This is a genomic window from Faecalicatena sp. Marseille-Q4148, assembly GCA_018228665.1.
Lineage (GTDB): Bacteria > Bacillota > Clostridia > Lachnospirales > Lachnospiraceae > UBA9414.
Window position 1 is genome coordinate 3,214,701 of record CP073692.1, and the last position, 7,940, is coordinate 3,222,640.

Here is a 7,940-nt window from a genome sequence, read left to right on the forward strand (position 1 = left end):
GCCACATTGGCCCGAGGTTTTCTGTTCCCCGAGATTGTACGGGGGCCTCCCGGATAGCGGGAACCCCGACGGAAAGGAGGTTTTATGCAGGAAGAAGTAAACCAAAAAACGGTTGCCCTTTCGATCAGGACAACGAAGCTCACGGGAAAAGTGCTGGCTGCCGCTCTTGGAAAGGTGGCGCGGGCGGTGCAAAAGCACCACCGGAAGGCGCTGACCCCGCAGGGACGCCAGAGCGTAAAAAAGCTGATGAACCACTATGGCGGCAAAAGCGCCATGCCCTATGTGGGAGCTCCAAAGGATTTTGACCGGATCGCGAAGGAGTTCCATGTGGACTACGCTTTCCATAAAGTAAGCCCCGGTCATTACCTGCTGTTCTTCAAAGCCAATCAGGCGGACGCCATCACAGCGGCCTTCCAGAAGTACAGTGCAAAGGTGCTGAATAAAGAGCAGGACAAGGCTTCCATCCTCGGCCAGCTTCGGAAATTCACGGAGCAGATCAGGACACAGGCAAAGGAAAAGCAGCGGACCAGAGAGGCGGTGAAGGACGGACGTTGAGTGACAAGATCAGAAAATATGTGCTCCCAAACCTGCCGTACCTCTTTGTGTTCTGGTTCTTCTCCAAAATCGGGACGGCCTACCGGATCGCCCCCGGCACAGACTTCGGGACAAAGCTCATGGGGATGCTCGACACCTTCCCCAAAGCCTTTGAAACCTACTGGCCGGGGCTGGGAGGTATTGACCTGCTGGTGGGCCTTGCCGGTGCGGCTGGGATGTATCTGCTGATACAGTCAAAGATCAGGCAGGCGAAAAAATTCCGGCGGGATGCGGAGTACGGCACCGCCCGCTTTGGAACAAAGGAGGATATAAAGCCGTTTGTTGACCCTAAATTTCAGAACAATGTCATTCTGACCGGGACGGAGTTCCTTACCATGAACACCCGTCCGAAGATACCCGCCAATGCCCGGAACCTAAACGCCTGCGTCATCGGCTCGTCCGGTTCGGGCAAGACAAGGTTCTGGCTGACTCCGCAGCTCCTTCAAGCCCATTCCTCGTATGTGGTGGTAGACCCGAAGGGCGGCACCCTCGACCAGTGCGGGCGGTTTCTGCAACGGGAGAAATACAGGGTGCGGGTGTTCAACAGTATCGACTTTTCAAAATCCATGCACTATAATCCGCTGGCCTATATCAAGACGGAAAGCGATGTTTTGAAATTCGTTACCGCTCTGATCGCCAACACCAAAGGCGACGGCAAGGAGGGCGACGAGTTCTGGACCAAAGCCGAAACCCTCTTGTACTGCGCCCTTGTGGCCTACATCGTCTTTGAGGGGCCGGAGGAAGAACGCAACATGAATACGCTGGTGGAAATGATAAACAGCATGGAAGTCCGGGAGGATGACGAAACCTTCAAAAATGCGGTGGACTATATGTTTGACGGGCTGGAACGCCGCAGCCCCCAGCACTTCGCCGTGAGGCAGTATAAGAAATACAAGCTGGCCAGCGGCAAGACAGCCAAAAGCATTTTGATTTCCTGCGGTGCAAGACTGGCTCCCTTTGATATTCCCCAACTCCGGGAGATCATGTCCTATGACGAGCTGGAGCTTGATAAGCTGGGGGATGAAAAATCGGCGCTGTTCTTCCTTATCAGCGACACGGACACCACCTACAACTTTTTGGTTGCCCTTGCTTTTTCGCAGATGTTCAACCTTCTGTGTGAACGGGCTGACAACACCTATGGCGGGCGTCTGCCCTACCATGTGCGGGTGCTGTGGGACGAGGCTGCCAACACCGGACAGGTGCCGGGGCTGGAAAAGATCGTGGCCGTCATCCGCTCCCGTGAGATCAGCCTGACGCTCTTTTATCAGGCTATGAGCCAGTGCAAGGCATTGTACAAAGACCATTCCGAAACCATCATGGGCAACATGGACAGTATCGTATTCCTCGGAGGCCGGGAGGCTTCCACCCTAAAGGATATTTCGGAAAACTGGCTGGGCAAGGCCACCATCTCTATGCAGACCGAGGGCCGAAGCCGTGGACAGTCTGAAAGTTACAGCCAGAATATGCAGCGGCTTGGCCGGGAGCTGATGACCACCAGCGAGATCACCACCATGCCCGGGGATAAATGTATCTTGCAGCTTAGGGGACTCCCGCCCTTCCTGTCTCCGAAGTATGACTTGAAAAAGCACCCGAATTACAAGTACACAGCCGAATTTGATAAAAAGAAAAACGCCTTCCGCTTGGAAAGCCTGTTCCGCCACCGGCCATTGAGACTAAAGCCAGAGGACGAATACACGGTGTACGAAGTGGAAAGCTCCGACACGGACGAAGAAGCTGACCTGTTGAACTTCGATGATCTGGACAGCGACGAGTTTGTGTAACTTCGGGCCATGTTGGCCCGAAGCGCCGCCGATGTGGGCGGCTTTTTTTGTGCCCAAAACCATCAAACAAACAAAATGGAGGAACGTATATGGAATTTTTCAATCAGGCAATCGACATTCTCAAAATTCTGGTCATGGCTCTTGGCGCCGGTCTGGCGGTATGGGGCGTCATCAACCTTCTGGAAGGTTACGGGTCGGACAACCCTGCGGCAAAATCACAGGGCATTAAGCAGCTCATGGCAGGCGGCGGTGTCGTTCTGATCGGCCTTCAGCTTATCCCTCTGCTGTCCGGTCTGTTCAGCTAAGTGTCACCCGTTGTCCCTTTTTCCAGAAAAGGAGCTGATGTATGGACTTTATCATCGACGCAATCGTTGAATGGCTGAAAGGTCTGCTCGTCGATGGTATCATGGGAAATCTGGATGGCCTTTTCGATAACGTCAATCAGAGCGTTGGCGAGATCGCCACACAGGTAGGCACGACCCCGGCGGACTGGAACGCCGGGGTCTTTTCCATGATACGACAGATCTCCGAAACTGCCATTCTGCCAATCGCCGGGGTCATCCTCACTTTTGTAATGACCTATGAGCTGATACAGATGCTCATAGAACGCAACAACCTCCATGAAGTTGACACATGGATGTTTTTTAAGTGGGTGTTCAAAACCTTTGTGGCTGTGATGATCCTGACGAACACCTTTAATATCGTGCTGGCGGTCTTTGATGTGAGCCAGCATGTGATACAGCAGTCAGCGGGCATTATCCAGAACGGGACAGAGATCACGCCGGATGTGCTGGACAGTCTGCGGACAGAGCTTGAGGCGATGGAGTTAGGCCCTCTGTTCGGGCTCTGGCTACAATCCTTCCTGATCCAGCTTACCATGATTGCCTTAAACATCGTGATCTTCGTCATCGTATATGGCCGTATGATTGAAATTTATTTACTCACAAGTTTAGCACCTATCCCGTTTGCCACAGTCCCCAACAGGGAAACCGGACACATGGGGCAGAACTATTTCCGCTCCCTCTTTGCGGTGGGCTTTCAAGGTCTGTTGATCTTAGTCTGTGTCGCCATCTATGCGGTGCTGATTCAGAGTATCGCCACCGACGGCGACCCCATCGGGGCGATCTGGGGCTGCGTGGGATATACGGTGCTGCTGTGTTTTACCTTATTCAAAACAGGCAGTCTTGCAAAATCCATCTTCGGCTGCCATTAAGAGACTTCGGGCCATGATGGCCCGAAGCGGAAAGGAGGATCATGCCGAAAGAAAAATTTTCGATAATCTATGCAGATCCACCGTGGCGGTATGAGCAGAAAAACAGGCAGGGATCAGCAGAGCTTCATTATCCCACTATGAGTATTGAAGAAATCTGTTCCCTTCCAGTGGCCGACTTGGCTGCAAAAGACAGCGTTTTGTTTCTGTGGGCAACATTCCCACAACTGCCGGAAGCCTTAAAGGTCATTAAAGCATGGGGCTTTTCTTATCGTTCTGTGGCTTTTGTATGGATAAAGAGGAACCGGCGCTCCTACTCATGGTTTTACGGTCTGGGGTATTGGACCAGAGGCAATGCAGAAATTTGTCTTTTAGCAGTAAAAGGACATCCGAAGCGTAAGTCTGCCGGTGTTCATCAGCTTATTGTTTCCCCGATAGAGCGCCACAGTAAAAAGCCGGACGAGGCCAGACGGAAAATTGTAGAACTGATGGGCGATATACCACGAGTGGAATTGTTCGCCAGAGAAAAAAAGCCCGGATGGGACGTGTGGGGAAACGAAGTTGAAAGCACTGTAAACTTGTAACAGCTTCGGGTCATGCTGACCCGAAGCGGAAAGGAGAAATCCATGCAGGAAAAAACTGCGGGCGGAACACCAGCCGCCCCTATAAAGCTGGATGTAAGCGTGCGGGTCATCGAACCTGTGAAAAACCTCATGGGCTTTGCCAGCGTGAAATTCAATGACTGCTTTGTGGTGGAAAATCTGAAAATTGTACAGGGCAGCAAGGGTCTCTTTCTTGGGATGCCCAGCCAGCCAGACGGCAAAGGCGGCTACCGGGATATGGCCTACCCTGTCACAAAGGAGTTCCGGGAACAGCTCAACACCGCTGTTCTGCAAGCCTATGAGGCAAAGCTGGAACAGATGGCGGAGCGTGGCTCTGTGGGGCGTGCGTCCATCAGCGACCAGCTCAAAGCCGGAAAAGCGGCTGCCGAACAGGCAAAGGCAGAACGGCCTCCGAAGGAAAAGCCCAGCCGCAGCGCAGAGCGTTGACCTCGGGCCATGCTGGCCCGACGCAGAAAGGAGGCGGGAACCATGCCACGCAAACGGATGGGCTATGACGCGGCCTGCTATTACGACGGAAAACTGCTGGGCCGCTGTACCAAAGCGGACAGCGACGCCTATACTCTGTTGATGAACGCCTGCGGCGGGGACGCCGCCCGTGTCCTGCGGGAATACGCCTACTTTTCCCCGGAACTTCGCGCCATCTTGGAAAAGGCGGCGCTCATGCAGGCGGACCGGAGCCGGACGGGCGGAATGTTCCATGCGCCGAAAAGCTCCCCGTGGGGCGAGGTGCAGAGCTGTGAAACCCTCTGTCCGGGGGTGTTTCTGGTATCTACCGCCAGCCACGGCGGAACGATGGTGGCAAATGAGGTAGCCGCCGTCCTCTCCCCAGCGGCGAAAAAGTGCGGCTTCAAGGATAAGGGCTATATCTGCTATGAGGAGGACGCACAGGAAAGTGTGGTGCTCCGGGAGCTGCTGGACAAAAAACTGTGGAACATCCCTGACCGCATTAAGGACAAAGGACAGTTTGAAGAAAAACTCAATCAGTCCATCCGGCAGTATAACCCCGAATACTGGCGGGCAAGGCAGAGCGGACGAGAAGCCGTCGAAGCTGCCCACAGCACAGCCCCGGCCAAAGAGGCCGCAAGATAACCTCGGGCCATGCTGGCCCGAAGCAATTAAGGAGGTGTACTTAAATGGCCTATGTGCCAGTACCAAAAGACCTTTCCAAAATCAAGACAAAGCTGGCCTTCAATCTGACGAAGCGCCAGCTTGTTTGTTTTTCCGGTGCGGCGGCGGTGGGCCTCCCGGCTTACCTGTTTTCCCGTGGCAGTATCGGGAACAGTGCCGCCATGTTCCTGATGATCGGCCTCATGCTCCCGTTCTTCTTTCTGGCTATGTATGAGCGGGACGGCCTGCCATTGGAAAAAGTGCTGAAAAACATCATCCGCACCCGGTTCCTCTATCCCCGTGTGCGGCCTTACAAAACCGAAAACTTCTATGCGCTGCTTAGCGCCAGAAAGGAGGCGCAGCCGATTGCGAAACAGCAGAAGGGCCGGAAAGCCCGCAGGCAGAAAGCCTGAAAAACAGGGCCTTACCGGCCTGTTCACGAAAGGAAAGAACATTCCCACCACCGCCCAGCAGACCCTCCCTTACCGGGAAATGTACCGGGACGGGGTGTGCCGGGTAGCGGACCGCTATTACACCAAAACCATTGAATACGAGGACATCAACTACCAGCTCGCACAGTCCGAAGATCAGGCGGCCATCTTTGACGGGTGGAGCGCCTGCCTCAACTACTTTGACAGCAGCCTTCCGTTCCAGCTTTCCTTCCTCAACCACCGGAGCCGCCCGGGCAGCCGGTACAGCGTGAACATCCCCATGCAGGACGATGATTACAACAGCGTCCGGTGTGAGTATGTGGAAATGCTGGAAAACCAGATCGCCAAAAGCAACAACGGCATTGTCCGCACAAAGCTCCTGACCTTCGGCGTGAATGTGGACGACCTTCCCACCGCCAGGGCAAGGCTGGAACGTGTAGAGGCGGACATTTGCGGGAACTTCAAAAAGCTGGGCGTCAAGTGCCGCTCCCTTTCGGGGCTGGAACGGCTGGAGCTCCTTCACGGGCAGCTCCACCCCGGCAGCGGCTCCCCCTTCCGGTTTTCATGGGATATGATCCCCAAAACCGGGCTTTCCACCAAAGACTTTATCGCCCCGGACAGCTTCGACTTCCGTTTCAGCCGTCTGTTCCGGGTGGGGACGACTTGGGGCGCTGCCTCCTACTTGCAGATTTTGGCCTCGGAGCTCTCGGACAAGCTGCTGGCGGAGCTTTTGGAAATGGATGCGGAAATGACCATCACCCTCCATATCCAGACCGTCGATCAGGCCGCCGCCGTAAAATCCATCAAGGCCAAAGTCTCCGACATTGACAAGATGAAGGTGGAGGAACAAAAGAAGGCTGCCCGGTCAGGGTACGACATGGACATACTTCCACCCGACCTCGTAACATACAGCAACGACGCAAAGACCCTTCTGGAAGATTTACAGAGCCGGAATGAAAGGATGTTCCTGCTGACCTTCCTTGTGGTAAACATGGCCCCGACCCGCCGGGAGCTGGACAATGACCTGTTCACGGTGTCGGGTATCGTCCAGAAATACAACTGCACCTTGAAGCGGCTGGACTTCCAGCAGGAGGACGGTTTTCTTTCCAGCCTTCCGCTGGGCCATAACGGCATTGAGATCAAGCGCGGCATGACGACCAGCTCCACGGCCATTTTCGTTCCCTTTATGACGCAGGAGCTCCGCATGGATGGCGAAGCCGTCTATTACGGGCTCAACGCACTTTCCCATAACGTCATCATGGCAAACCGGAAAAAGCTCAAAAACCCCAACGGCCTGTTCCTCGGCGTGCCGGGCTCCGGCAAATCCTTTGCCGCAAAGCGGGAGCTTGTGAACGTGTTCCTTGCCACCCGTGACCGGATCATTGTGGTGGACCCGATGGGCGAATACTCGCCCCTTATCAAGCGGCTGGGCGGACAGGTCATCGAGATTGCCCCGGACAGCCCCCACCACATCAATCCGATGGACATTGATTTGAGCTTCGACGAGGAAAACCCGATGGCGCTGAAAGCCGACTTTATCCTGTCGCTGATGGAGCTGATCGTCGGCGGTAAGGACGGCTTGCAGCCGGTGGAGCGTACCGTCATTGACCGCTGTGTACGCCAGATGTACCGGGAACACTTGCAGGACCCGGAAACAAGCAAAATGCCGACCCTCCAAACCCTGTATGACCTGCTCTGTTCCCAGCCGGAGGGCGAGGCGGTGCGGCTGGCTACGGCTCTTGAAATTTATGTGTCGGGCTCCCTTAACGTGTTCAACCATGAAACCAACGTGGACTTAAACCGCCGTCTGGTATGCCTTGACTTAAAAAAGCTGGGGGCCGGGCTTCGAACGATTGCCATGCTCATTATGCAGGACTTGGTAAACTCGCAGGTGTCCATGAATTTCCTCCGCGGTATCGCCACATGGTGTTACTTCGACGAATTTCATGTGCTGCTCCGTGACCGTCTGACGGCAAGCTATTGTGTGGCGATCTGGAAAATGCTGCGAAAAAAAGGGTGCGTTCCGAGTGCTTTAACGCAGAACGTAAAGGATTTTCTGGCAAGCCCGGAGATCGAGAACATCTTTGGTGCGACACGTTGACGCACAAACATCGCTCTATGAGGGTAAAACTTCATGGACTTATGGCCATGCGATGCTAAAATCGTCGGACTTACCTTCTTACGAGGTAAGTAA

At 54.5% G+C, this 7,940-nt stretch carries 9 protein-coding genes; all 9 read left to right on the forward strand.

The window, feature by feature from the left end:
- Positions 1 to 84 precede the first annotated feature (84 nt).
- The 9 genes from KFE17_15540 to KFE17_15580 all read left to right on the forward strand — a co-directional run bounded on the left by KFE17_15540 (position 85) and on the right by KFE17_15580 (position 7,847).
- Positions 85 to 555, forward strand: coding sequence for a PcfB family protein (locus tag KFE17_15540; GenBank protein ID QUO32180.1), 471 nt, complete (start codon positions 85 to 87; stop codon positions 553 to 555).
- Positions 552 to 2,375 (forward strand): type IV secretory system conjugative DNA transfer family protein, encoded by a 1,824-nt coding sequence (locus KFE17_15545; GenBank protein ID QUO32181.1) that lies wholly within the window; start codon positions 552 to 554, stop codon positions 2,373 to 2,375. Before KFE17_15540 ends, KFE17_15545 begins: the two co-directional genes overlap by 4 nt.
- Positions 2,376 to 2,464: 89 nt before the next feature.
- Positions 2,465 to 2,680: a Maff2 family protein gene (locus KFE17_15550; protein QUO33749.1), complete on the forward strand. Its 216-nt coding sequence runs from the start codon at positions 2,465 to 2,467 to the stop codon at positions 2,678 to 2,680.
- Between the two features lie 41 nt (positions 2,681 to 2,721).
- A complete protein-coding gene (locus tag KFE17_15555) occupies positions 2,722 to 3,588 on the forward strand; it encodes a hypothetical protein (GenBank protein ID QUO32182.1) in 867 nt (288 codons plus the stop codon).
- A gap of 41 nt (positions 3,589 to 3,629) precedes the next feature.
- Entirely contained in the window at positions 3,630 to 4,169 is a 540-nt protein-coding gene (locus tag KFE17_15560; protein QUO32183.1) for a hypothetical protein, read from the forward strand.
- 12 nt (positions 4,170 to 4,181) lie between these two features.
- A complete protein-coding gene (locus tag KFE17_15565) occupies positions 4,182 to 4,634 on the forward strand; it encodes a SpoVG family protein (protein QUO32184.1) in 453 nt (150 codons plus the stop codon).
- A 9-nt stretch (positions 4,635 to 4,643) separates the two neighbouring features.
- Complete coding sequence (locus KFE17_15570) at positions 4,644 to 5,297, forward strand: hypothetical protein (protein ID QUO32185.1); 654 nt, start codon at positions 4,644 to 4,646, stop codon at positions 5,295 to 5,297.
- 44 nt (positions 5,298 to 5,341) lie between these two features.
- Complete coding sequence (locus KFE17_15575) at positions 5,342 to 5,728, forward strand: PrgI family protein (protein QUO32186.1); 387 nt, start codon at positions 5,342 to 5,344, stop codon at positions 5,726 to 5,728.
- Entirely contained in the window at positions 5,682 to 7,847 is a 2,166-nt protein-coding gene (locus KFE17_15580; protein QUO32187.1) for a DUF87 domain-containing protein, read from the forward strand. The genes KFE17_15575 and KFE17_15580 overlap by 47 nt, the downstream gene beginning before the upstream one ends.
- The last annotated feature ends 93 nt before the right edge of the window (positions 7,848 to 7,940 follow it).

Bases quoted from the DNA above. Each gene is read 5' to 3' on its own strand.
- KFE17_15540 (QUO32180.1), top strand. From the start codon at position 85: ATGCAGGAAGAAGTAAACCAAAAAACGGTTGCCCTTTCGATCAGGACA.
- KFE17_15550 (QUO33749.1), top strand. From the start codon at position 2,465: ATGGAATTTTTCAATCAGGCAATCGACATTCTCAAAATTCTGGTCATG.
- KFE17_15555 (QUO32182.1), top strand. From the start codon at position 2,722: ATGGACTTTATCATCGACGCAATCGTTGAATGGCTGAAAGGTCTGCTC.
- KFE17_15560 (QUO32183.1), top strand. From the start codon at position 3,630: ATGCCGAAAGAAAAATTTTCGATAATCTATGCAGATCCACCGTGGCGG.
- KFE17_15565 (QUO32184.1), top strand. From the start codon at position 4,182: ATGCTGACCCGAAGCGGAAAGGAGAAATCCATGCAGGAAAAAACTGCG.
- KFE17_15570 (QUO32185.1), top strand. From the start codon at position 4,644: ATGCTGGCCCGACGCAGAAAGGAGGCGGGAACCATGCCACGCAAACGG.
- KFE17_15575 (QUO32186.1), top strand. From the start codon at position 5,342: ATGGCCTATGTGCCAGTACCAAAAGACCTTTCCAAAATCAAGACAAAG.